This window comes from Nocardioides sp. GCM10028917 (genome assembly GCF_042666175.1).
Classification (GTDB): domain Bacteria; phylum Actinomycetota; class Actinomycetes; order Propionibacteriales; family Nocardioidaceae; genus Nocardioides.
Map to the genome: position 1 here is coordinate 94,631 of NZ_JBHTFL010000001.1, position 21,658 is coordinate 116,288.

Consider the following 21,658-nt stretch of genomic DNA (forward strand, 5'->3'; position numbering starts at 1 on the left):
GCGTCCCGAGTCTATTGACCGGGTCAGCAGGTGACGACCCGCCGCCACGGCTTCACGACCTCGAGCGCCTTGCCGTCGACCGGTCGCGTGCGGAGCTGGTCGAGCGCGTCGGCCCAGCGCGGGTCGGAGGTCCCGGTCACGAACATCGACGAGCCCTGGTCCGCGAGGACCAGGCCGTACGTCTTCATCGCCACCACGATCGTGCGGGCGACGCCGGTGTAGCGCCGGGCCGGGAAGGACCTCGGGAGCCGGAAGCGGAGGCCGTACGCCGGCAGGTCGCGCGCCGTGTTGCTCCTCGGACCGCAGTGGCGGGCCGGCCAGGTGTACGCGGAGCGAGCGGACGGGAGCGTGAACCGCAGGGCGTGGGTGATCCGCCCGGAGGCCGCCTCCTCGTAGGACAGCAGCCCGGGGAGGATCGGCAGGCCGGCGGCATCGGCCGAGGTCCAGCCGGCGGGGCGCAGCCGGTTGGACGAGAGGTCCCAGCGGGCGGCCGACGCGGCCCGCCAGGCGACGACCTCGCCAGAGGCGTCGCGCACCCGCTCGGCGGCGTACAGCTCGATGAGGTCGCAGGTGCCGCGGCGGACCGTGACCACGTGGCGGTCGCCCTCGTCCGGGTCGGGGTCGCCGGCGCTGCCGCCCTCGATCGCAGCATCGGCCGGCACGAAGACCGGGCCGCGGTCGCTCTTGTCGCGGTAGTCCTCGCCGTCGGTGCCGAACCGCAACGGCAGCAGCGGCTGGTCCTCGTCGACGACGGTGACCGGGATGCCGTAGTGGTCCTCGGTGGTGCCGAGGTCGAGGTGGAGGTCGTGGCCGGCCGCCTGCCTCCGCACGATCGCCGACGACCACCTCCACACCGGCCGCCGGTCGATGCGCCTGTTCCACGGGCTGTCGGCCGGGAAGAGCTCGCAGCCGCCGACGGCGTGGACCCGTGCCGTGCGATCGGTCGCCGGCACCGCGGGCGCCGAGCGGGCCGGCACCGGCGAGGAGGAGGCAGCGGCGACGACGACCAGGGACACGATGAGTGCCAGGGTCCGCCGCATCCGCCGAGACTAGGGCGTCGTGGGAACGGTGACGAGGTGCTCCGCCATGTCGACGGTCGGCTCGTATCCCAGCCCCGCGTAGATCTTGTTGGAGGTCGGGTTCGCCCGGTCGGTGAACAGACACATCCGGTGCCCGGCCTCGAGGCCGCGACGCGTGAGCTCCCCGACGACGTACGACGCGATGCCGCGGCCGCGGAACTCCTTGGGCGTGTAGACCGGCCCGATCCGGCTGACGCCGTAGGCCGGCAGCCCCGAGCCGGTCAGGTGGGCGATCGTGCCGTCGGGGAGCTCCCACAGCCACTCGACGCCCTCGCGGATGCGCACCAGCACGCTGTCGAGCGTGTTGTGCTCGCCCGACGCCGGGTCCGGCTCGCGGCCGGCCTGCTCGTCGGCCTCGGCATGGAACGCCTCGAACCACGCCAGCACCAGCGCGGCGTCGTCCTCCGTCGCCCGGCGCAGCCGGCCCTCGGGGGCGGGCGGCACGTCGACGGACGTGGCCTCCCAGAGGCGGGTCGCCTTGTCGGCGACGACCTCTCCGCCGAGCAGGTCGGCCGCCGACCGGGCGAGGACGGCAGCGCCCGGAAGGGCACCGTTGGCCCCGCCCAGGACCTCCCCGCGCTCGTGGAGGGCGGCCGCGAGCGCACGGGCGGCGGGGTCGGGAAGCGGCATCGAGAAGGACGGGTAGGGCTTGAAGGGCGCCGTCCGCATCACCGCACTGACGACCTCGCCGGACGCGTCGCGGACCACCACCCACCACCGCTGGAAGGGCGCGTCCACCTCGGCCCACGAGTCCCGGCCGTCCGCGAGCTCACGGGCGGTCCGCTGGCTCACGCTCGCGATGACGCTCCCCAGCACGGGGTCGGCCGCGAGCAGCTCGCCGGCGGCGTCGAGGAAGGGCTGCGGGGTGTCGAAGAACTCCAGCGTGAGGTCTGTGTCCATGGCCGCACGCTAGGTCCACCGCGCCCTGCGTCGATACTCGTTTTCGCAGGCCGGAGGCCCGTCAATAGACTCGGCGCATGACTGAGAACTCCAGCACCCAGGCCCCGGAGGCCGGCCCGACGACACCGAGCACCGACACGCGTGCCGTCGTCGTACCGGAGCGACCGGCGCTGGAGGGCCTGGAGGAGAAGTGGTCGCGGGCGTGGGCCGACAACGACACCTACGCCTTCGACCGCACCCAGCCGCGGGAGAACGTCTACTCCATCGACACGCCCCCGCCGACCGTCAGCGGCTCGTTGCACGTCGGCCACGTCTACTCCTACAGCCACACGGACCTCATCGCGCGCTACCAGCGCATGCAGGGCAAGGCGGTCTTCTACCCGATCGGCTGGGACGACAACGGCCTGCCGACCGAGCGCCGCGTGCAGAACTACTTCGGCGTGCGCTGCGACCCGACGTTGCCCTACGAGGCCGACTTCACCCCGCCGGAGAAGCCGGACCCCAAGCGACAGGTCGCCATCAGCCGGCCCAACTTCATCGAGCTGTGCGAGCAGCTCGTCGTCGAGGACGAGAAGGCCTTCGAGGCGCTGTGGCGCCAGCTCGGCCTGTCGGTCCAGTGGAACCCGACGTACACGACCATCGGTGACCACTCGCGCACGGTCAGCCAGCGGGCGTTCCTGCGCAACTTCGCCCGCGGCGAGGCCTACCTCTCCGAGGCGCCGACGCTGTGGGACGTCACGTTCCAGACCGCCGTCGCGCAGGCCGAGCTCGAGGCGCGCGACTACCCGGGTGCCTACCACCGGGTGGCCTTCCACCAGCCGGACGGCAGCCCGATCCACATCGAGACCACGCGTCCCGAGCTGATCCCGAGCGTGGTCGCGTTGATCGCGCACCCGGACGACGAGCGCTACCAGGACGTCTTCGGCACGACGGTCACGTCGCCGGTCTTCGGGGTCGAGATCCCGGTCCTCGCCCACCCCGCCGCGGAGCCCGAGAAGGGCGCCGGCATCGCGATGTGCTGCACGTTCGGCGACCTCACCGACGTCATGTGGTGGCGCGAGCTCGACCTGCCGGTCCGCACGGTCGTCGGTCGCGACGGACGCCTGGTCCGCGAGACGCCCGAGTGGCTCGCCGCCGAGCCCGCCGCGACGGCGTACGCCGAGATGGCCGGCAAGACGACGTTCAGCGCCCGCGAGGCGATCGTCGCCCTGCTCCGCGAGTCGGGCGACCTCGACGGCGAGCCCAAGGCGACCCAGCGCATGGCGAACTTCTACGAGAAGGGCGACAAGCCGCTCGAGATCATCGCCACCCGCCAGTGGTACATCAAGAACGGCGGTCGCGACGCGGCGCTGCGCAAGGAGATGCTGGTCCGCGGCGAGGAGATCACCTGGATCCCCGCCCACATGAAGCACCGCTACGACAACTGGGTCGGCGGCCTCAACGGCGACTGGCTCGTCTCACGGCAGAGGTTCTTCGGCATCCCGTTCCCGGTCTGGTACCCCCTCGACGCCGACGGTGAACCCGACCACGACCACCCCCTGATGCCGAGCGAGGACCAACTGCCGGTCGACCCGTCGACGCAGGCGCCCGGCGGCTACACCGAGGACCAGCGGGGCAAGCCCGGCGGCTTCATCGGCGACCCCGACGTGATGGACACGTGGGCGACGTCCTCGCTGAGCCCTCAGATCGCGGGCATGTGGGAGGTCGACGCCGACCTCTTCTCGCGGGTCTTCCCCTACGACCTTGCCACCCAGGCGCACGACATCATCCGCACCTGGTTGTTCTCTCGCGTCGTCCGTGCCGACTTCGAGCACGGCGTCGTCCCGTGGTCGCACGCGATGATCTCCGGCTTCATCGTCGACCCCGACCGCAAGAAGATGTCGAAGTCCAAGGGCAACGTCGTCGTGCCGACCGACATCCTCGACAAGTACGGCGCCGACGCCGTCCGCTGGCGCGCCGCCATCGGCCGTCCCGGCATGGACTCCCCCTTCGACGAGTCGCAGATGAAGGTCGGTCGTCGTCTGGCGATGAAGGTCCTCAACGCGTCGAAGTTCGTCCTCGGCAACGTCGGCGCCACCGAGCTCAGCCCGGCCGTCGTCAGCGCCCCCGTCGACTGCGCCCTGCTGGGCCGGCTCGAGGTCGTCGTCCGCCGCGCGACCGAGGCCTTCGACGCCTACGACTACACGACCGCGCTCGAGGTCACCGAGAAGTTCTTCTGGGAGTTCTGCGACGACTACCTCGAGCTGGTCAAGGAGCGCGCGTACGACGTCGAGGGCGGCGCCGGCACCGACTCCGCGCGCGCCACGCTGGCCATCGCGCTGCACGTCCAGCTCCGGCTGCTCGCGCCGTTCCTGCCCTACGCCACCGAGGAGGTCTGGTCGTGGTGGCAGGACGGCTCCATCCACCACGCGTCGTGGCCCACCGCCGCCGACCTCGGCTCGGCTGCTGCGTCGCAGCCGCTCGTCCTCGACGCCGTGGCCGCCGCGCTGACCGGCATCCGGGGCGCCAAGTCGCAGGCGAAGGCCAAGATGCGCGCCCCGCTCTCCCGCGTCGAGATCACCGGCCCGGCGTCCCTGGTGGAGGCCGCCCAGCAGGCGCAGGACGACCTGCGTGCCGTCGGCACCATCGTCGGTGACCTGGACTTCGTCACCGACGAGTCCGCCACCGAGCTGCGGGTGACCGCCGCCGAGCTGGCGCCCACCGAGGACTGAGGCAGCCGATCCCCCTCACGCGCCGTTCAGCGGTGCGTGAGGGGGATTCGTGCGTCCGGGCCGTGAACCGGCGCTCAGCGGTGACTGAGACATGTTCTGGCGGCCCAGAACCTGCGTCACTCACCGCTCGGCGCGGCGGTCGGGAGCCTCAGCCCTTGCCGTTGCCGTTGTTGCCGTTGCCGGCGTTGCCGCTGTTGCCGGGGGCGCTGCCCGCGTGCATGGCGGCCTGGGCGGCCGCCTGCTCGGCGTCGCGCTGGGCCTTCGCCGCGTCCCGCTCGGCGTCGCGTTGCGCCTTCGCCGCGTCCCGCTCCGCGTCACGCTGGGCCTTCGCCGCGTCCCGCTCCGCGTCACGCTGGGCCTTCGCCGCCTCCCGCTGCGCCACGCGCTGGGCCTTCGCTGCGGTCCGCTCAGCCTCACGCTGGATCTTGGCCGCGTCCCGCTCAGCCTTGCGCTGCGCCTTCACCGCGTCCCGCTCCTCCTTGGCCGCCTCGCGCTCAGCCTTGCGCTGCATCTTGGCTGCCTCGCGCTCAGCCTTCCGCTGGGCCTTGGCCGCCTCGCGCTCAGCCTTCCGCTCGGCCTTCGCTGCCTCGCGCTCAGCCTGCCGCTGGGCCTTGGCCGCGTCGTGGTCGGTCGTCGTGGCGTCGTCGTCATCCGTGGTGCCGGGGTCGGTGCCCTGGTCGTCGACGGTCTCGTCGTCAGCGTCGTCGGCAGCGTCCTGGGAGTCGGTCGCCGAGGCGCCCGAGGCGGACGACCCGGACCCACCGGAGGCGGCCGCAGCAGAGGTCTCGGACCCCGTGGTGGAGACCTTCTCGGCGGAGGCAGCGACGACGGCGGCAAGCGGTGGGGCGCTCAGCTCGGCGGGAATGACGACGGGGACGTCCTGCCGGACGGCGCCGGCGGGAGGCGCGGCCGGGGTGCGCTCGACCGGCGCGGCGATGGGCTTGCCGGGTCGGACGAAGTCGCTGAGCCCGAACCCGCGCCCGACGGAGAGGAACATGAGGACGGCACAGAGCACCGCCACGAGAGCGAAACCGACGAGCGGTCGCTTCTGGTCAACCCCCACGGGGTCCCCTTCCCACATACTGACGAGACGCCAGTCTCTCCGGGCCATGACGCATGTCCTGCGTCGATGGCCCGGAATGGTCCGAAATGACTAGACCGTCATGGTCATTTCGGACTACAGGTCAGGCTGACTTCTTCTTGCGGCCCTCGGCCTCACGCGGGATGAGGGTCGGAGCGACGTCGTCCTCCACGACCTCCCTGGTGACGATCACCTTGGCGACGTCGCCCCGCGACGGGACGTCGTACATCACGTAGAGGAGGACCTCCTCGATGATCGCGCGCAGGCCGCGCGCACCGGTGCCGCGCTCGAGGGCCGCCTCGGCGATCGAGTCGATGGCGTCATCGGTGAACTCGAGCTCGACGCCGTCGAGGTCGAAGAGCTTCTGGTACTGCTTGACGAGCGCGTTGCGCGGCTCCGTGAGGATCTGGACGAGCGCCTCGCGGTCCAGCTTGCTCACGCTGGCGATCAGCGGCAGGCGGCCGATGAACTCGGGGATCAGGCCGAACTTGGTGAGGTCCTCGGGACGGACCTGGGCGAGCAGGTCGTCGGCCTCCCGCTCGGCGGCGCCGCGCACGTCGGCGGTGAAGCCCAGCGACTTCTTGCCGACGCGCTGCTCGATGATCTGCTCGAGGCCGGCGAACGCGCCGCCCACGATGAACAGGATGTTGGTGGTGTCGATCTGGATGAACTCCTGGTGCGGGTGCTTGCGCCCGCCCTGCGGCGGCACCGACGCGGTGGTGCCCTCCAGCATCTTCAGGAGCGCCTGCTGCACACCTTCACCCGACACGTCGCGCGTGATCGAGGGGTTCTCCGCCTTGCGGGCCACCTTGTCGATCTCGTCGATGTAGATGATGCCCGTCTCGGCCTTCTTGACGTCGTAGTCGGCGGCCTGGATGAGCTTGAGGAGGATGTTCTCCACGTCCTCACCGACGTAGCCGGCCTCGGTGAGCGCCGTGGCGTCGGCGATCGCGAAGGGGACGTTGAGCATCCGCGCGAGGGTCTGCGCGAGGTAGGTCTTGCCACAACCCGTCGGCCCGATCACCAGGATGTTGGACTTGGCGACCTCGACGACGTCGTCCTTCGCCTTGCCGCTGACGGGCTGGAGGCCGGCCTGGACGCGCTTGTAGTGGTTGTAGACCGCGACGGCGAGGGACTTCTTGGCGTGCTCCTGGCCGATCACGTAGGAGTTGAGGAACTCGAAGATCTCGCGAGGCTTGGGAAGCTCCTCGAGGCTGACCTCGGCGCCCTCGGCCAGCTCCTCCTCGATGATCTCGTTGCACAGCTCGATGCACTCATCGCAGATGTAGACGTTGGGCCCAGCGATGAGCTTCTTGACCTGCTTCTGGCTCTTTCCGCAGAAGTTGCACTTGAGCAGGTCTCCGCCGTCACCGATACGTGCCACGAGTCGTGTCCTCCAGTCTCGCCGGGAAAGGGTCCCGACACTCAACACCTTGCGCTGTGCGGTCTTGCAGTGAGCCGTACGACGGTACCCCGCGCCGGCCCCGGACGGGGGCCGGACACGAGATGTCGTCGACCATCATTTCGCGGTCTCGGCTCACCGACCCGCGAGGGCCGGGGCACCCTTGCGGGACTCGATGACCGCGTCGATCAGGCCGTACTCGACGGCCTGCTCGGCGGTCAGGATCTTGTCCCGCTCGATGTCGGCGCTGACCTGCTCGATGGACTTGCCCGAGGAGTCGGCGATCATCTGCTCGAGCAGCTCGCGCATGCGCAGGATCTCGTTGGCCTGGATCTCGATGTCGGAGGTCTGGCCGAAGGTGCCCTCGGTGTAGGGCTGGTGGATCAGGATCCGGCTGTTGGGCAGCGCCATCCGCTTGCCCTTGGCGCCGGCGCCGAGCAGGATCGCGGCGGCCGAGGCAGCCTGCCCCAGGCAGACCGTCTGCACGTCGGGCTTGATGAAGCGCATCGTGTCGTAGATCGCGGTGAGCGCGGTGAACGAGCCACCGGGGCTGTTGATGTAGATGCTGATGTCGGTGTCGGGGTTCATCGTCTCCAGGCACATCAGCTGGGCGATGACCGCGTTGGCCACGTCGTCGCTGATCGGCGTGCCGAGGTAGATGATGCGCTCCTCGAACAGCTTGGCGTAGGGGTCGATGCGGCGGAAACCGTAGGAGGTCCGCTCTTCCCACTGCGGGATGTAGTAGTTCATGTCGTCAGTCCTTGGTCCGGGCCGGGCGGCCCTCGTCGGCGGCTTCGCGGGCACTGGTGATGACCTGGTCGACGAGTCCGTACTCGACGGCCTGGTCCGAGGTGAACCACCGGTCACGGTCGGCGTCGGCGACGACCTGCTCGACGGTCTGGCCGGTGTGCTCGGCGATCAGGTCGAGCAGCACCTTCTTGATGTGCAACGACTGCTGGGCCTGGATCTTGATGTCGGAGGCCGAGCCGCCCATGCCCGAGGAGGGCTGGTGCATCATGATGCGGGCGTGGGGCAGGGCGTAGCGCTTGCCCTTGGTGCCGGCGCAGAGCAGGAACTGGCCCATCGAGGCCGCCAGTCCCATGCCGACGGTCGCCACGTCGTTGGGGATGTAGTTCATCGTGTCGTAGATCGCCATGCCGGCGTCGACCGAGCCGCCGGGGCTGTTGATGTGGAGGAAGATGTCGGCCTCCGGGTCCTCCGCGGAGAGCAGGAGGAGCTGCGCGCAGATCGCGTTGGCGTTCTGGTCGCGCACCTCCGAGCCGAGGAAGACGATGCGCTCACGGAGGAGGCGCTGGTAGATGTGGTCGTCGAGGCCATACATCCCACCGGCGCCGTTCATCTCGGGCGAGAGGGCTGGGCTGGAGTTCTGGTTCACGCTGGCGACACTAGCCGGAAGGACGGACACTTCCACGCGCTGACCCACCCTGTTCGCCCACAGCGGATTCGGGCTCGGCACGCTCAGTCGAGCGCGACCTCCTCCAGCACCTCGCGGAACACCCGCCACCGCTCCGGGCCCACCTGCGCGGCCCACGCCTCGTCGCAGGCAGCCAGCACCGCCGCGGAGCGGGCGAGGGCGTCGCGCCCGGTGGCGGTGGTGCGTACGACGCGGGCGCGGGCGTCGTGGTCGGCCACCGACACCTCCACCATGCCGAGCGCCTCGAGCTGGCGCACGAACTGCCCGCACCCCTGCGTCGTCATCTCGGCGCACTCGGCGAGCTCGCTGATGGTCAACCCGTCCGCCGGGAGCCACTCCAGGACGCGCAGCTGGGAGGGCCGCAGGTCCGGCGCCTCCACGGCCAGGCGTTCCCGCAGCCGGGAGAACACCATGCCCATCAGCATCGGAAGGTGCGGCCGGGCGGCCGGGAGCCTCTTGACGCGGGTCATGAAAGTAACTTACCTTCTATGACCATGAAAGCAACTTTCACGCTGTCGCCCGGGGTCGACCGGCGTGAGGTGCTCGGGGCCGACGACGTCACCGACGCCGAGCTCGAGGCGATGGTCGCCGACCTGTGGGACGTGCCGACGGTGCGGTTGCACGACTCCACGGCCGAGCCCGTCGCCTACGACGTCCCGTCGATCCTCACCGGCGCCCGGACGTGGGTCCGGGGCCGCGCCACCGCCGGCGCGGACAGCGAGGACCGGGAGGAGGACCGGGAGTTCACGCTGTTCGTCAAGCGGGTGCACAACTGGCGGCACTCCCCCGCCTTCGCCGGCGTACCTCCCGAGATCGGCGAGTGGGCGGCGGCCTCGCTCCCGTGGCGCGCCGAGCCGCTGGTCTACGGCTCCGACCTGCGCGAGCGGCTTCCTGAGGGGTTCTCGATGCCCCGCGGCCTGCGGGTCGAGGAGCGCCCCGACGACACCGCCGTCATCTGGATGGAGGCCGTCGACGCGGACCCGGTGCCGTGGGGACCCGACGACAGCGTCCGCGCGGCGCGCCTGCTCGGGCGCCTCTCCGCCAGCCGGGAGGTCGCCGCGCTGGCCGACATCGACCCGCAGCCCTGGCACATCGACAGCTTCGTCGCCGGCCGGTTGGCCTACACCGTGCTCCCCGGGCTCCACGACGAGGGCACCTGGCTGCATCCCGTCGTCGCCGAGCATTTCGGCTGCCTCCGCGACGGCCTCCTGACGGCGGCGCGCCACCTCGACGTCCTGGCCCACGAGTTCGCCACCTCGCGGCACCTGGCCTCGCACGGCGACGCCTGCCCCAACAACCTGCTGCGCCGGGCCGGCCAGCCGGGCTTCACGCTGATCGACTTCGGGTTCTGGCGGTCCCAGCCCGTCGGCTTCGACCTGTCCCAGCTGCTGGTGGGCGACATCCAGATCGGGCGGCAGGACGCCGACGACCTGCGCGAGCGCGCGGCCGCGTGCGTGGCGTCGTACGCCGCCGGGCTCGCCGACGAGGGGCTCGAGGTCCCGGTGGACGAGGTCAGGCGCGGCCACGCGGTGAGCCTGATGCTCTTCAACGGCCTGCCGAGCCTGCCGCTCGAGCGGCTCGACGAGCCGGACACCGACGCCCTCGACCACTGGTCGCGCCAGCGGGCGGCGATCGCCCGTTACTCCCTCGACGTGCTCGCCGACACCGAGCCGGGCTGAGGGGGGCTCACCGGACGCCGCATCGGAGATGCGACCGGCGCCCACCCGGGAGGGGTGGGCGCCGGTCGTGGAGCGGAGCGGGTCAGGCCTGCTCGGACTCCTCGGGCTGCTCGTCGGTGCTCTCGTCCGCGCTCGCGTCGGTGCCCTCGACGGTGCTCTCCTCGACGGGCTCACCGATGGTCCCGTCGGGACGCAGGTTCTTCAGCTCGACGACGTTGCCGGACGCGTCCTTGACGGTCGCCGCCTCGACGATCGTCGCCAGCGCCTTGCCGCGCATGATCTCCTGCACGAGCTCGGGGATGTGGTTGTGCTCGAACATGTGGTTGGCGAACTCCTGCGGGTCCTGGCCGGACTGCTGGGCGCGCCGCACGAGGTGCTCGGAGAGCTCGGCCTGGTCGATGCCGAACTCCTCCTCCTTGGCGATCTTGTCGAGGATGAACTGGGCGGCGACGGCGTCGCGGACCCGGCGGTCGAGGTCGGCCTCGAACTCCTCCTGGGTCTGGCCCTCGTCCTCGAGGTACTTCTCCATGGTGATGCCGGCCATGGCGAGCTGCTGCTCGACGTTCGCACGACGGGCGTTGAGCTCGTCGGTGACCATCACCTCGGGGAGCGGGATGGAGACCTTCTCCAGCAGGGCCTCGAGGACCGCGTCGCGGGCGGCGGCGGCCTGCTCGAGGCGCTTGCCGCGACCCAGGCGCTCGCGCACGTCGGCGGTGAGCTCCTCGACGGTGTCGAACTCGGAGGCGAGCTGGGCGAACTCGTCGTCGTACTCCGGGAGCTGCTGCTCCTGCACGGCCGTCACCGTGACGGTCACCTGGACGGGCTCGCCCACCAGGTCGCCACCGGCGAGCTCGGAGTCGAACGTCGCGTCCTCGCCTGCCGAGAGGCCGACGAGGGCCTCGTCGAGGCCGTCGATCATGCCGCCGCGGCCGACCTTGTAGGACATGCCGGTGACCTCGCCGCCCTCGACGGTCTCGCCGTCCTTGGAGGCGACCAGGTCGATGGTCACGAAGTCGCCGTCGGCAGCGGCGCGCTCGACGGGGACCAGCGTGCCGAAGCGCTCCCGCAGCGCCTCGACCTGCTCGTCGACGTCGGCGTCGCTGATCTCCACGTCGTCGACGCTCGCCTCGAGGCCGTCGTAGGCGGGCACCTCGAAGTCGGGCTTGACGTCGACCTCGGCGGTGAACTCGAGGGACTCGTTGTCCTCGAACTTCGTCACCTCGATCTCCGGCTGGGCGAGCGGCTCGAGGTCGTGCTCCTGCAGCGCAGCCATGTACTGCTGCGGGACGACGGCGTTGATCGCCTCGTCGAGGACCGGACCGCGGCCGACCTGCCGGTCGATGACCGCCGGCGGGACCTTGCCGCGGCGGAAGCCGGGGACGTTGATCTGCTTCGCGATCTTCTGGTACGCCGCGTCGAGGCTCGGCTTGAGCTCCTCGAAGGGCACCTCGACGGTCAGCTTGGCCCGGGTGGGGCTCAAGGTCTCGACGGCGCTCTTCACAAATGTCTCCTGATGCTGAAGGTCTGTGGGTGGACCACACGGGGAAAGGAGCGGCGCTGCCAGGGCACGGGGCCCGGCGACCGCAAACCGCGCCAGTCTATCGAGGGCAGGGGCACAGGCCGAATCACGCCCGGACCACCCGTGGGAGGCGCGGGGACCACGTGACGGGTGGGGCCAGAGGGTCGGGGCGACAGGACTCGAACCTGCGATCTCCTGCTCCCAAAGCAGGCGCGCTAGCCACTACGCTACGCCCCGCCAAGCGGGCTCCGACGGCCCCTTGTGGGGGGCTCTCGCAGCCTGCTTGGAGCGGATGACGGGAATCGAACCCGCGTAGCCAGTTTGGAAGACTGGGGCTCTACCATTGAGCTACATCCGCGCGCGTCCCGGCGAGGTCGTACCGCCGGTGCGGGAGTCATGGTGCCACACGCGCGAGCGTGCGCCCCAACCCGGCTCAGCGCCGGTGCACCAGGAGCAGCGCGCGGTCGTCGTTGCGGGAGCCGAGCGCCTCGACGAGCCGGGTCGCGCCGCCCTCGAACTCGCCCCGGAGCAGTCGTTCGGCCTGCCCGAGCATCTTGTCGATGCCGAGGGCGATGTCGCGGTTGCGGGTCTCGACCATGCCGTCGGTGTAGAGCAGGAGCGCGTCGCCGCGGCGGATCTCCCCGGAGACGGCGGCGAAGGTGGCCCCGTCGACGAGACCCAGGATGGGTCCCTCGGACTCGAGCACCTCCCACCGGCCCGACCCGGCGTGACGCAGGGCTGCCGGCGGGTGGCCGGCGCTGCGGATGTCGTAGTGGCCGGTCGTGAGGTCGAGCGAGAGGTGGATCGCGGTTGCGAACCCCTCGTCCCAGTCCTGCTGCAGCAGGAACCGGTTGGCCCCGTCGAGGAACTCGCTCGGCGGCAGCGCGCTCAGCAGCCCACCCAGGGCCCCGCACAGCAGCAGGGCGCGGGTGCCGGCCCCCTGCCCCTTGCCCGAGACGTCGACGACCGCCACCTCGAGCCGGCCCTCGACGCGCGAGGCGACGACGAAGTCGCCCGCGAACGGGGTGCCCCCGGCCGACCTCAGCTCGCTGGCGGCGTACCACTCCGCGGGCAGGTCGGGGATGCCGCCCTGGCGCAGGATCCGGTCGCGCAGGTCGACGAACATCATCTCGCCCTGGATGCCGGCCACGCCGAGGCGCGAGCGGCGGAACGAGGACAGCAGGACGACGAACCCCAGGCCGAAGATGATCACCACGGTGAGCACGATGCGAAGACTGATGTCGCGCTGCGAGGGCACGACCAGCGCGAGGACGAGGAGCACGAACAGCACGAACCACGGCAGCTGCCGGGGCCCGAGGACGAGGCTGGAGAGCACGAGTGGCACCAGCAGCGACACCAGCGGCACGTCGTCGCTGCGGAACCAGATGGCCAGGCCGATCAGCACGGTCGAGGCGACCAGCAGGACGAGCGTGCGCGAGCCCCGCGGGACCAACCGGCTGGCGACGGCGTTGAGCGATGGAGAACTCATGCTCGAGCCCCTCCTGCTCTCCCAGTCCCCTTGGTGGGAGATCGTAGGGCCCGCGACCGGAACTTCGGCTGACATTCGGGACACCAGAACGAGTTGCGTCCTGCGAGCTCTCCCGTCCGCACCGTCGTGCCGCACACCAGGCACGGCTGCGACGTACGCCGGTAGACGTACACCTCGCCGCCGTGGTCGTCCTTGCGCGGCGCTCGACCCATCGCCTCGGGCGTGTGCTCGGGGCGCACGGTGTCGATCCGGCCGGTGCGCACGCCCTCGGCCATGAGCTCGACGAGGTCCGCCCACATCGCCCGCCACTGGCCGCTGCGCAGCGTGTTGCCGGGCCGCAGCGGGTGGATGCGGTGCCGGAAGAGCACCTCCGCGCGGAAGACGTTGCCGACGCCGGCGAGGACCTTCTGGTCCATCAGGAGGTCGCCGATGGCGCGCGGGCTCGCCGAGATGCGCCGCCAGGCGAGATCGGGGTCAGCGTCGGGTCGCAGCGGGTCCGGCCCGAGGCGGCCGAGGACCTCGGCCCGTCGCGCGGCGCCGACCAGGTCGCAGATGATGGCGCCACGCAGGTCGGCGTACGCCGTCGCGCGCGGGTCGGCCGGGTCGTCGAGCGTGACCAGCCGCAGCCGCACCGCGCCGACCGGGTCGGGCACGCCGGCAGCGCCGCCCTCGATCCCCGTGTGGACGTCGAACTGGCCGATCAGGCCGAGGTGGACGTGCACGAAGCGCTCGTCCTCGAGCTCGAGGAAGAGGTGCTTGCCTGCGGAGTCGGCGCCGATGACCAGCGACCGGTCGAGCTGCTCGGCGTCGGCAGCGAAGCGGCCCTGCGGCGACGACACCCGGACCCTGCGGCCCGCGAAGGCCGCGGTGAGGTCGTCGGCCAGCTTGCGAAGGGTGTGTCCCTCAGGCATCCGTGCGGTCGCGGGACGCGTCGGTGTCGGGGCCGCGGAGGGCGGACTCCGGCAGCGGCGGCAGCTCACCCGTCTCGTCGTAGGTGGAGAGCTGGCCGATGCGCCGCACGTGGCGCTCGTCGCCGGAGAAGTCCGTGGAGAGGAAGATCTCGACGAAGCGGGTCATGTCGTCCACCGGGTGCATCCGCCCGCCGACCGAGACGACGTTGGCGTCGTTGTGCTCGCGGGCCAGCGCCGCGGTCTCCTCCGACCACGCGAGCGCGCACCGGATTCCCTCGACCTTGTTGGCCGCGATCTGCTCGCCGTTGCCGGAGCCGCCGATCACGACGCCGAGGCTGTCGAGGCCCTCGGAGCGGTCGGCGGCCACTCCCTCGGCCGCCCGGAGGCAGAAGCAGGGGTAGTCGTCGAGGGCGTCGTAGACGAACGGTCCGTGGTCGACGGCCTCGTAGCCGTGGTCCACCAGCCACATCAGGAGGTGGTCCTTCAGGTCGAGGCCGGCGTGGTCGGAGCCCAGGTGTACGCGCATGGCCAACATCCTCTCAAGGCCCCCTTGCCGCAAGCGGCTGCGGGGCTTCGCACGCCAGTCCGCCCCGACTACGTCGGGCCGTACCCGACGCGCTCGAGGTGCTGGTCGAGCCAGCCGGCCACCTGCCGCACCAGCGGCTCGGAGGCGGTGAACGTCGCGTGCCGCCAGAAGCCGTGGGTCTGGCCCAGGCAGCGGATGCCGACGACCTCGACGCCCGCCTCGGCGATCCGCCGGGCCAGCTCCTCCCCCTCGTCGCGCAGCGGGTCGGCCTCGGCGGTGGCGACGAAGGTCGGGGGCAGGGTGTGGAGCCGGTCGGAGAGCAGCGGCGCGAGGTCGGGTTGGTCGTAGTCGGCCTCCGTGCGGGCGTACTGCTCCCAGTACCAGGTCGCCTCGGCCGGGCCGAAGCCCGACTCCTCCCCCAGCCGCCACGACGGGAAGCCGGTGCGCGGGTCGAGGAAGGGGTAGACCAGCGCGACCGCGCTGAAGAAGTCGGGGTTGCGCAGGGCGGCGACCAGCGCGAGGTTGGCGCCGGCCGAGTCGCCGTGGGCGGCGTACGGCCCGGGCGGGCCCTCGCGGCCCAGCCAGCCGACGACCGTGTCGAGGTCGTCGGGCGCGGCCGGGAACGGGTGCTCGGGCGGTCGCCGGTAGTCCACGCTCAGCACCGCTCGACGGCCGCGGTTGGCCATGCGACGCGAGATGCCGTCGTGGACGTCGATGTCGTTGAGCACGAAGCCGCCGCCGTGCGCGTGCACGACGACACCTGGCACGGGGTCGGCGGGCACGTAGAGCCGGCACCGGACCCCGTCGGCGTCGACGTCCTCCACGGACGCGACGTCCTCGCGTGGCAGGCGGAGGTTGGCGAGCCGGGCCTCCTCGCGGTGAGCGGCGAGGTCGAACCCGGGCGCGCCGAGCGCGGGACCGGTGTCGCCGGTGTCGGCGGCGACCGCCGCGCGGACCTCCGGGTACATCACGCCGGTCGCACCACCTTGAGGTTGAACTCGGCGGTCCCGAGGGCGCCCATCAGCCGCACCCACAGCGGCAGCCACATCTCCGCGCCGCGCGCGGTCTCGATCCCGCCGAGGTCGATCACGTCGCGGTGACCGAGCTCGGTGAGCAGGCCGGTCACCAGCCGCTTCGCGTCGTCGTCCTCGCCGCTGACGAACACGGTCGTCGACTCGGGCAGCCGGTCGGGGTGGACCATCAGCTCGGCGGTCACGGTGTTCAGCGACTTGACCACGCGGGTGTCGGGAAACGCACGCTGCAGCTGCTCGCCCAGCGAGTCGGTGTCCTTCACCGCCAGGGTGGGCGGGAACCCGGCGCTGAAGTCGAGCGGGTTGGAGACGTCGAGCAGCACGGTGCCGGCGAGGTCCCCGGCCTGCCCCAGCAGGTCGAGCGCAGCCATTCCGTTGCCGGCGTGCACGACGAGGTCCGCACCCGCGGCGGCCTCGGCGAAGGTGACGAGCGGGACGCCCGGCAGCTCCGTCCAGCCGTCGCGGGCCCGCGTGGTGGCCGGGTCGCGGGTCCCGAGGCGTACGTCGTGCCCCAGCTCGACCAGGCGTGGCGCGATGGCGCGACCGACCGCACCGGTGCCGAGGACTGCGACCTGCATGACGACCTCCTGACGGTCTGGGACGGGGTGGCCCACCCGGGCCGTGCGCGAGGGTCGGCCAGGCGCGGTCACGCCGGCTCACCGGCCGCACGGGCCAGCTCCTCCTCGACCACCGACGGGTCGAGCTTGGTGAAGACCGGCGTCGGCTTGTCGACCTTCGCACCGACCACGACCGGGCGCGACTCCCAGGCGGGCGTCGACGTGTACTCGCCGGTGATGACGGAGTACGACGTGTGGCCGGCGCCGTTGTCGGGCTCGAGCTCGTCGACCTGCTCGATGCGCGGCATCGGCATGAGCTCGCCCTCCCCGCCGAGCACGGCGTGCACCTTGTTCGCTGCGTGCGGCAGGAACGGCGACAGCAGCGTGTTGCAGTCGCTCACGCACTGCGCGGCCACGTGGAGGACGGTGCCGAGGCGCTCGCGCTGCGAGTCATCCTTCATCTTGTAGGGCTCGGTGAGCGTCACGTACTTGTTCACCTCGCCGACCACCCGCATCGCCTCGGCGATCGCGGCTCGGAGCCGGTGCTTCTCCACCAGCTCGCCGACGGTCGTGAAGCCCTCGCGAACGGTGGCGAGCACCCGCTCGTCGACCTCCTCGAGCGGGCCGGCGGCCGGGATCTCGCCGAAGCTCTTGGCGATCATCGTGGCGGTGCGGTTGACCAGGTTGCCCCAGCCGGCGACGAGCTCGGAGTTGTTGCGGGTGACGAAGTCGGCCCACGTGAAGGCGGCGTCGGAGGTCTCCGGGCCGGCGGCGCAGATGTAATAGCGCAGGGGGTCGGGGCCGTAGCGCGCGAGGAAGTCGCCCACGTAGATGACGTTGCCCCGACTGGTGGAGAACTGCGAGTCGCCGAAGGTCAGGAACTCGCTGGAGACCACCTCGGTCGGCAGGTTGAGCGTGCCGAATGGGCCGGGCTCGCCGCCCTTGTCGCCCGCGCCGTTGTAGGCCAGCAGCTCGGCGGGCCAGATCTGCGAGTGGAAGACGATGTTGTCCTTGCCCATGAAGTAGTAGGACTCGGCGTCGGCGTCGTTCCACCACTCGCGCCACTTGTCCGGGCTCGTCCCCTCCTTCTCGGCCAGGCGTCGCGCCCACTCGATGGAGGCGGACAGGTAGCCGATGACAGCGTCGAACCACACGTAGAGCCGCTTGGTCGGCTGGTCCTCCCAGCCCGGGACCGGGATGCCCCAGTCGATGTCGCGTGTCATCGCCCGTGGCCGGATCTCCTTGAGGATGTTCTGGCTGAACTTGATCACGTTGGGCCGCCACAGGCCGGTGGCCTCGCGCTGGTCGAGCCACTCCCCAAGCGCGTCGGCGAGCGCGGGCAGGTCGAGGAACCAGTGCTGGGTGTCCTTGAACTCCGGGGTCTCCCCGTTGATCTTGGACCGCGGGTCGATGAGGTCGGTCGGGTCGAGCTGGTTGCCGCAGTTGTCGCACTGGTCGCCGCGCGCCTCGGCGTAGCCGCAGATGGGGCAGGTGCCCTCGATGTAGCGGTCGGGCAGGGTCCGGCCGGTCGAGGGGCTGATGGCGGTCTTCGTCGTCTCCTCGACCATGTAGCCGTTGCGGCGGCAGGTCTCGAACATCTCCTGCACCACCGCGTAGTGGTTGCCGGTGGTCGTGCGGGTGAAGAGGTCGTACGACAGGCCGAGACCGCAGAGGTCGTCGACGATCACCTGGTTGTACTTGTCGACCAGCTCGCGGGCGGGCAGGCCCTCGTTGTCGGCGAGCACCAGGATCGGGGTGCCGTGCTCGTCGGTGCCGCTGACCATGAGGACGTCGTGCCCCGCCATCCGCATGAACCGGCTGAAGACGTCGGAGGGCACGCCGAAACCGGCGACGTGGCCGATGTGGCGCGGGCCGTTGGTGTACGGCCAGGCGACGGCGGACAGGACACGAGTCATGGGCGCCAGCCTAGTGACCGGACGCCACCCGGTTTCCCCGGGTGGCGTCCGTGATCAGGTCGGGCGACTGCGTGGGTCAGCTGAAGTCGAGGTCGCCGGTCCGCGAGCGCTTGAGCTCGTAGAAGTAGGGGAACTTCGCGACGGCGACCGCGCCGTCCCACAGCTCCCCAGCGTCCTCGCCACGCGGGATCTTGGAGAGGACCGGGCCGAAGAACGCGGAGCCGTTGATGTGGATCGTCGGGGTGCCGACGTCGTCGCCGACGGGGTCCATGCCCTCGTGGTGGCTCTTGGCGACGGCCTCGTCGAGCGACTCGTCGTCCCAGGCCTCGATCAGGTCGGCCGGGAGGCCGACGTCGGCCAGCGACGCGGCGACGGTCTCCTTCGAGAGCTCCTCGCCGTTGTTGTGGCGGCGGGTGCCGATGGCGGTGTACCAGTCACCGAGCATCGTGTTGTCGTAGTCCTCGGCGATCTTGATCGCGACGCGAACCGGCTTCTCCGTGCCCTGCAGCATCTCGCGGTAGTCGTCGGGGATGTCCTTGTCCTTGTTGAGGTAGGCCAGCGACATCACGTGCCACTGCACGTCGATGTCACGGACCTGCTCGACCTCGCGGATCCAGCGCGAGGTGATCCAGGCGAACGGGCAGAGCGGGTCGAACCAGAGGTCAGCGGTAGCCATGTCAACAACAATTCCTCGCCGCGGCCACCTATTCCCCACCGATGTGGGCGCCCCCACACCCCGGTGGCAGGATGCCCGCATGCCTGGAACCAACCTCACCCGGGACGAGGCCGCCACCCGCGCCGCCCTCCTGGACGTCACGGCGTACACCGTCGACCTGGACCTGACGTCAGCCACCCAGCCAGAGGCGACCACCTTCGTCTCCACCACCACGCTCGAGTTCACCTGCCGCGAGCCCGGTTCGGTCACCTTCGCCGACCTGGTCGCCCCCGCCGTCCGCGAGATCACCCTCAACGGGCGCACCCTCGACCCCGCCACGGCGTACGCCGACAGCCGCATCGCGCTCGACGGTCTCGAGGAGACCAACACGCTCGTCGTGACCGCGGACTGCGCCTACTCCAACACCGGTGAGGGCCTGCACCGCTTCGTCGACCCCGCCGACGACAAGGTCTACCTCTACAGCCAGTTCGAGGTGCCCGACGCCCGTCGCGTCTTCACCACCTTCGAGCAGCCCGACCTGAAGGCCGTCTTCACGTTCAACGTCACCGCCCCGTCGCACTGGGTCGTGGTCTCCAACGCCGCGACCCCCGAGCCCGCCGAGGCAGGCGACGGCGCGTCGACCTGGCGCTTCCCCGCCACCAAGCGGATGTCGACCTACATCACCGCGATCGTGGCCGGCGAGTACCACGGCGAGTTCGACACCTACGAGGGCAAGTTCGGCACCATCCCGCTGGGCCACTACTGCCGCCAGTCGCTCAAGGAGCACATGGACACGGCGGAGCTGGTCAAGCTCACCAAGCAGAGCTTCGAGTGGTTCGAGGAGCAGTTCGACTACCCGTACCCGTTCGGGAAGTACGACCAGCTCTACGTCCCCGAGTACAACGCCGGGGCGATGGAGAACGCCGGCTGCGTGACGCTGCGCGACGAGTACCTCCCCCGCAGTCGCCAGCCGCGCTCCTTCTTCGAGTTCCGCGCCTCGGTCATCACCCACGAGATGGCCCACATGTGGTTCGGCGACCTCGTCACCATGAAGTGGTGGGACGACCTCTGGCTCAACGAGTCGTTCGCCGAGTGGGCCTGCTACTGGTGCGAGGCCAACGCCACCGAGTTCGACGACGCGTGGACCGGCTTCGCCAACGCCCGGAAGCAGACCGGCTACCGAGCCGACCAGCTGCCCTCGACGCACCCGATCGCGGCCGACAACGTCGACCTGCACGCGGTCGAGGTCAACTTCGACATGATCACCTACGCCAAGGGCGCCTCGGTGCTCAAGCAGCTCGTCGCCTGGGTCGGCATCGAGCCCTTCCTGGAGGGCCTGCGCAGCTACTTCAAGGAGTGGGAGTACGGCAACCCGGAGTTCAAGGACCTGCTCGCGACCCTGGAGAAGTCGTCGGGCCGTGAGCTGCAGGGCTGGGCCCAGGAGTGGCTGCAGACCGCGGGCGTCAACACGCTCGCCCCGTCCTTCGAGCTCGACGCCGACGGCGCCTACTCGGCGTTCGCGGTGAGCCAGACGGCCCACGAGGACTGGCCGACGCTGCGCCGGCACCGCCTCGGCATCGGCCTCTACGACGAGGTCGACGGCCGCCTGGTGCGTCGCGACTACGTCGAGATCGACGTCGAGGGCGCCAGCACCGAGGTCCCGGAGCTCGTCGGGGTCAAGCAGCCCGCGCTGCTCCTGCTCAACGACGAGGACCACGCCTACGCCAAGATCCGCCTCGACGAGCGGTCGCTGGCGACCGCCATCGCGTCGCTGTCCACCTTCGAGGACTCCCTCCCGCGCGCCCTCGTGTGGGGTGCCGCGTGGGACATGACCCGCGACGGCGAGATGCGCACCCGCGACTGGGCCGACCTGGTCCTGGCCAACATCGGGCAGGAGACCGACGCGTGGGCGGTGACCCGGATCCCGGCCTCCACCGCGCTGGCCGTCAACTTCTACTCCGACCCCGCGCACCGTCCGGAGCTGAAGGCGAGGTGGGAGACGGGCCTGCGCGAGCTGCTGCTCGCCGCGGAGCCCGGCAGCGACCACCAGCTGACCTTCGCCCGCTCCTACGCCGGCGCCGCCCACAGCGACGCCGCGCTCGGCGACCTCATCGGACTGCTCGACGGGTCGTTCGAGGTCGAGGGACTGGCCGTCGACCAGGACATGCGCTGGGCGCTGATCACGGCGCTCGCCAAGCAGGGTCGCTTCGGCGACGCGGAGATCGACGCCGAGCTCGAGGTCGACAAGACCATCTCGGGCAAGGAGCAGGCCGCCGCAGCCCGCGCCGCGCAGCCGACCGCGGAGGCCAAGGCCGCCGCGTGGGACGCGCTCCTCGACCCGTCGACGCCCAACGAGACGTCGCGCGAGATCGCGTTCTCGATCTTCCGCTTCGGCCAGGAGGACGTGCTCGAGCCCTACCTCGAGAAGTTCCTGGCCGCGTCGGAGACGCTCGTCGACTCGCTGGGCTTCCACAAGGCCTCGACGATCCTCGAGTACGGCTTCCCCAGGCCGCTCGGTTCCGAGGCCACCCTCGGCCGCCTCGACGAGTGGCTCGCGGACAGCTCGGCGCCCAAGCAGGCGCAGCGCTACGTCGGCGAGGCACGTGCCGAGATCGCCCGGGCGCTCGCCGCCCAGCAGCACGACGCACGCTGACCTCGCGCTCAGCAAGGTGGAGGCCTGAGGTCACGGTGTGACCTCAGGCCTCCACGCATCTCACCGGGAGGCTGCCCACGCGACGGGGTGAGGAGCAGCGAGTTCGCTCGACAC

The 21,658-nt window shown here is 70.9% G+C and carries 18 protein-coding genes and 2 tRNA genes; 3 read left to right on the plus strand and 17 right to left on the minus strand.

Annotated elements, in window-relative coordinates; all coding sequences use genetic code 11:
* Positions 1–23 precede the first annotated feature (23 nt).
* Entirely contained in the window at positions 24–1,040 is a 1,017-nt protein-coding gene (locus tag ACFQW6_RS00455; RefSeq protein WP_378540224.1) for a hypothetical protein, read from the minus strand.
* A 9-nt stretch (positions 1,041–1,049) separates the two neighbouring features.
* Positions 1,050–1,979 (minus strand): GNAT family N-acetyltransferase, encoded by a 930-nt coding sequence (locus ACFQW6_RS00460; RefSeq protein ID WP_378540225.1) that lies wholly within the window; start codon positions 1,977–1,979, stop codon positions 1,050–1,052.
* Positions 1,980–2,056: 77 nt separating this feature from the next.
* Here ACFQW6_RS00460 and valS point away from each other — a divergent pair, with 77 nt between their 5' ends.
* Complete coding sequence (valS, locus tag ACFQW6_RS00465) at positions 2,057–4,690, plus strand: valine--tRNA ligase (RefSeq protein ID WP_378540226.1); 2,634 nt, start codon at positions 2,057–2,059, stop codon at positions 4,688–4,690.
* Positions 4,691–4,838: 148 nt separating this feature from the next.
* Here valS and ACFQW6_RS00470 read toward each other — a convergent pair whose 3' ends face one another.
* From ACFQW6_RS00470 to ACFQW6_RS00490, 5 genes are all read right to left on the minus strand, one after another.
* Positions 4,839–5,753, minus strand: a complete 915-nt coding sequence (locus ACFQW6_RS00470; protein ID WP_378540227.1) for a hypothetical protein — start codon at positions 5,751–5,753, stop codon at positions 4,839–4,841.
* A 121-nt stretch (positions 5,754–5,874) separates the two neighbouring features.
* A complete protein-coding gene (clpX, locus tag ACFQW6_RS00475; protein ID WP_378540228.1) occupies positions 5,875–7,155 on the minus strand; it encodes an ATP-dependent Clp protease ATP-binding subunit ClpX in 1,281 nt (426 codons plus the stop codon).
* A 153-nt stretch (positions 7,156–7,308) separates the two neighbouring features.
* A complete protein-coding gene (locus ACFQW6_RS00480; protein WP_378540229.1) occupies positions 7,309–7,923 on the minus strand; it encodes an ATP-dependent Clp protease proteolytic subunit in 615 nt (204 codons plus the stop codon).
* Between the two features lie 4 nt (positions 7,924–7,927).
* Entirely contained in the window at positions 7,928–8,533 is a 606-nt protein-coding gene (locus tag ACFQW6_RS00485; protein WP_378541045.1) for an ATP-dependent Clp protease proteolytic subunit, read from the minus strand.
* Positions 8,534–8,652: 119 nt separating this feature from the next.
* Positions 8,653–9,078: a MarR family winged helix-turn-helix transcriptional regulator gene (locus ACFQW6_RS00490; RefSeq protein WP_378540230.1), complete on the minus strand. Its 426-nt coding sequence runs from the start codon at positions 9,076–9,078 to the stop codon at positions 8,653–8,655.
* Positions 9,079–9,102: 24 nt separating this feature from the next.
* On the opposite strand from ACFQW6_RS00490, the gene ACFQW6_RS00495 reads away from it, so the two are divergent.
* Positions 9,103–10,287 (plus strand): phosphotransferase, encoded by a 1,185-nt coding sequence (locus ACFQW6_RS00495; RefSeq protein WP_378540231.1) that lies wholly within the window; start codon positions 9,103–9,105, stop codon positions 10,285–10,287.
* Between the two features lie 82 nt (positions 10,288–10,369).
* On the opposite strand, the gene tig is transcribed toward ACFQW6_RS00495, so the two are convergent.
* The 10 genes from tig to ACFQW6_RS00545 form a co-directional block, all read right to left on the minus strand.
* Positions 10,370–11,788: a trigger factor gene (gene tig / locus ACFQW6_RS00500; protein WP_378540232.1), complete on the minus strand. Its 1,419-nt coding sequence runs from the start codon at positions 11,786–11,788 to the stop codon at positions 10,370–10,372.
* Positions 11,789–11,970: 182 nt separating this feature from the next.
* A tRNA-Pro gene (locus ACFQW6_RS00505) sits at positions 11,971–12,043 on the minus strand.
* Positions 12,044–12,090: 47 nt separating this feature from the next.
* Positions 12,091–12,164: transfer RNA gene (locus ACFQW6_RS00510), tRNA-Gly, on the minus strand.
* A 75-nt stretch (positions 12,165–12,239) separates the two neighbouring features.
* Positions 12,240–13,295, minus strand: coding sequence for a PP2C family protein-serine/threonine phosphatase (locus ACFQW6_RS00515; protein ID WP_378540233.1), 1,056 nt, complete (start codon positions 13,293–13,295; stop codon positions 12,240–12,242).
* On the minus strand, positions 13,292–14,206 hold the full coding sequence (locus ACFQW6_RS00520) for an Fpg/Nei family DNA glycosylase (RefSeq protein ID WP_378540234.1): 915 nt from the start codon (positions 14,204–14,206) through the stop codon (positions 13,292–13,294). Before ACFQW6_RS00520 ends, ACFQW6_RS00515 begins: the two co-directional genes overlap by 4 nt.
* Positions 14,199–14,732, minus strand: a complete 534-nt coding sequence (locus ACFQW6_RS00525; protein WP_378540235.1) for a ribose-5-phosphate isomerase — start codon at positions 14,730–14,732, stop codon at positions 14,199–14,201. The genes ACFQW6_RS00520 and ACFQW6_RS00525 overlap by 8 nt, the downstream gene beginning before the upstream one ends.
* Positions 14,733–14,800: 68 nt before the next feature.
* Entirely contained in the window at positions 14,801–15,700 is a 900-nt protein-coding gene (locus ACFQW6_RS00530; protein WP_378541048.1) for an alpha/beta hydrolase, read from the minus strand.
* The gene (locus tag ACFQW6_RS00535; RefSeq protein ID WP_378540236.1) at positions 15,700–16,341 is read right to left on the minus strand and encodes an NADPH-dependent F420 reductase; all 642 of its coding nucleotides are present in this window, start codon (positions 16,339–16,341) and stop codon (positions 15,700–15,702) included. The genes ACFQW6_RS00530 and ACFQW6_RS00535 overlap by 1 nt, the downstream gene beginning before the upstream one ends.
* A gap of 68 nt (positions 16,342–16,409) precedes the next feature.
* On the minus strand, positions 16,410–18,236 hold the full coding sequence (gene metG / locus ACFQW6_RS00540) for a methionine--tRNA ligase (protein ID WP_378540237.1): 1,827 nt from the start codon (positions 18,234–18,236) through the stop codon (positions 16,410–16,412).
* Between the two features lie 76 nt (positions 18,237–18,312).
* Complete coding sequence (locus ACFQW6_RS00545) at positions 18,313–18,912, minus strand: DsbA family protein (RefSeq protein ID WP_378540238.1); 600 nt, start codon at positions 18,910–18,912, stop codon at positions 18,313–18,315.
* Between the two features lie 79 nt (positions 18,913–18,991).
* On the opposite strand from ACFQW6_RS00545, the gene pepN reads away from it, so the two are divergent.
* Complete coding sequence (gene pepN / locus ACFQW6_RS00550) at positions 18,992–21,544, plus strand: aminopeptidase N (protein ID WP_378540239.1); 2,553 nt, start codon at positions 18,992–18,994, stop codon at positions 21,542–21,544.
* Positions 21,545–21,658: the final 114 nt, after the last annotated feature.

Excerpts from the sequence above, each read along its gene's own strand:
- ACFQW6_RS00525 (WP_378540235.1), bottom strand. The coding sequence starts at position 14,732 with ATGCGCGTACACCTGGGCTCCGACCACGCCGGCCTCGACCTGAAGGAC.
- ACFQW6_RS00530 (WP_378541048.1), bottom strand. The coding sequence starts at position 15,700 with ATGTACCCGGAGGTCCGCGCGGCGGTCGCCGCCGACACCGGCGACACC.
- ACFQW6_RS00515 (WP_378540233.1), bottom strand. The coding sequence starts at position 13,295 with ATGAGTTCTCCATCGCTCAACGCCGTCGCCAGCCGGTTGGTCCCGCGG.
- ACFQW6_RS00520 (WP_378540234.1), bottom strand. The coding sequence starts at position 14,206 with ATGCCTGAGGGACACACCCTTCGCAAGCTGGCCGACGACCTCACCGCG.
- ACFQW6_RS00535 (WP_378540236.1), bottom strand. The coding sequence starts at position 16,341 with ATGCAGGTCGCAGTCCTCGGCACCGGTGCGGTCGGTCGCGCCATCGCG.
- ACFQW6_RS00490 (WP_378540230.1), bottom strand. The coding sequence starts at position 9,078 with ATGACCCGCGTCAAGAGGCTCCCGGCCGCCCGGCCGCACCTTCCGATG.
- ACFQW6_RS00480 (WP_378540229.1), bottom strand. The coding sequence starts at position 7,923 with ATGAACTACTACATCCCGCAGTGGGAAGAGCGGACCTCCTACGGTTTC.
- ACFQW6_RS00455 (WP_378540224.1), bottom strand. The coding sequence starts at position 1,040 with ATGCGGCGGACCCTGGCACTCATCGTGTCCCTGGTCGTCGTCGCCGCT.
- ACFQW6_RS00495 (WP_378540231.1), top strand. The coding sequence starts at position 9,103 with ATGAAAGCAACTTTCACGCTGTCGCCCGGGGTCGACCGGCGTGAGGTG.
- ACFQW6_RS00460 (WP_378540225.1), bottom strand. The coding sequence starts at position 1,979 with ATGGACACAGACCTCACGCTGGAGTTCTTCGACACCCCGCAGCCCTTC.
- ACFQW6_RS00485 (WP_378541045.1), bottom strand. The coding sequence starts at position 8,533 with ATGAACGGCGCCGGTGGGATGTATGGCCTCGACGACCACATCTACCAG.
- valS (WP_378540226.1), top strand. The coding sequence starts at position 2,057 with ATGACTGAGAACTCCAGCACCCAGGCCCCGGAGGCCGGCCCGACGACA.
- ACFQW6_RS00545 (WP_378540238.1), bottom strand. The coding sequence starts at position 18,912 with ATGGCTACCGCTGACCTCTGGTTCGACCCGCTCTGCCCGTTCGCCTGG.
- pepN (WP_378540239.1), top strand. The coding sequence starts at position 18,992 with ATGCCTGGAACCAACCTCACCCGGGACGAGGCCGCCACCCGCGCCGCC.
- metG (WP_378540237.1), bottom strand. The coding sequence starts at position 18,236 with ATGACTCGTGTCCTGTCCGCCGTCGCCTGGCCGTACACCAACGGCCCG.